The sequence below is a fragment of the Adlercreutzia equolifaciens genome (assembly GCF_029076695.1).
Classification (GTDB): Bacteria; Actinomycetota; Coriobacteriia; order Coriobacteriales; family Eggerthellaceae; genus Adlercreutzia; species Adlercreutzia equolifaciens_A.
The window spans coordinates 1-294 of the sequence record NZ_JARFIK010000496.1 but is presented as its reverse complement, the minus strand read 5'-3'; the positions used below and the strand labels follow the sequence as shown (position 1 = coordinate 294).

Sequence of the window (294 nt, the reverse complement as noted above, 5' to 3'; positions counted from 1 at the left end):
CTTGCTGGTTCTTCATAAGGCACGGCGTGCACCCTTTATCATGGTTGACGGGATGGAAAGGGCACGCGTGATCAGTGCAGCTGCAGTAATCGGCCTACATGCTACGCCCCCGCTCCCTCGCCGGCCGTCCAATTCTGGCGCAGCCACTCGTACATGCAAGCGGTGGAAGCCTGGGCCACGTTGAGCGAGGAAATCTCGCCCACCTGGGGCAGCTTCACCCCGAAGTCGCAGTTCTCCAGCATCAGGCGCGAAACACCCTCGCCCTCATTGCCCATGACCAGGGCAATCTTCCCC

At 61.2% G+C, this 294-nt stretch carries 1 protein-coding gene and 1 pseudogene; both read right to left on the bottom strand.

The features are described 5' to 3' along the window. Positions 1-79, bottom strand: a pseudogene (locus PZH32_RS14335) (DUF6485 family protein); the annotation flags it as partial. Positions 80-101: 22 nt separating this feature from the next. After that, the coding region (locus PZH32_RS13340) for a TrmH family RNA methyltransferase (RefSeq protein WP_275208734.1) at positions 102-294 on the bottom strand (193 nt) is incomplete at its 5' end.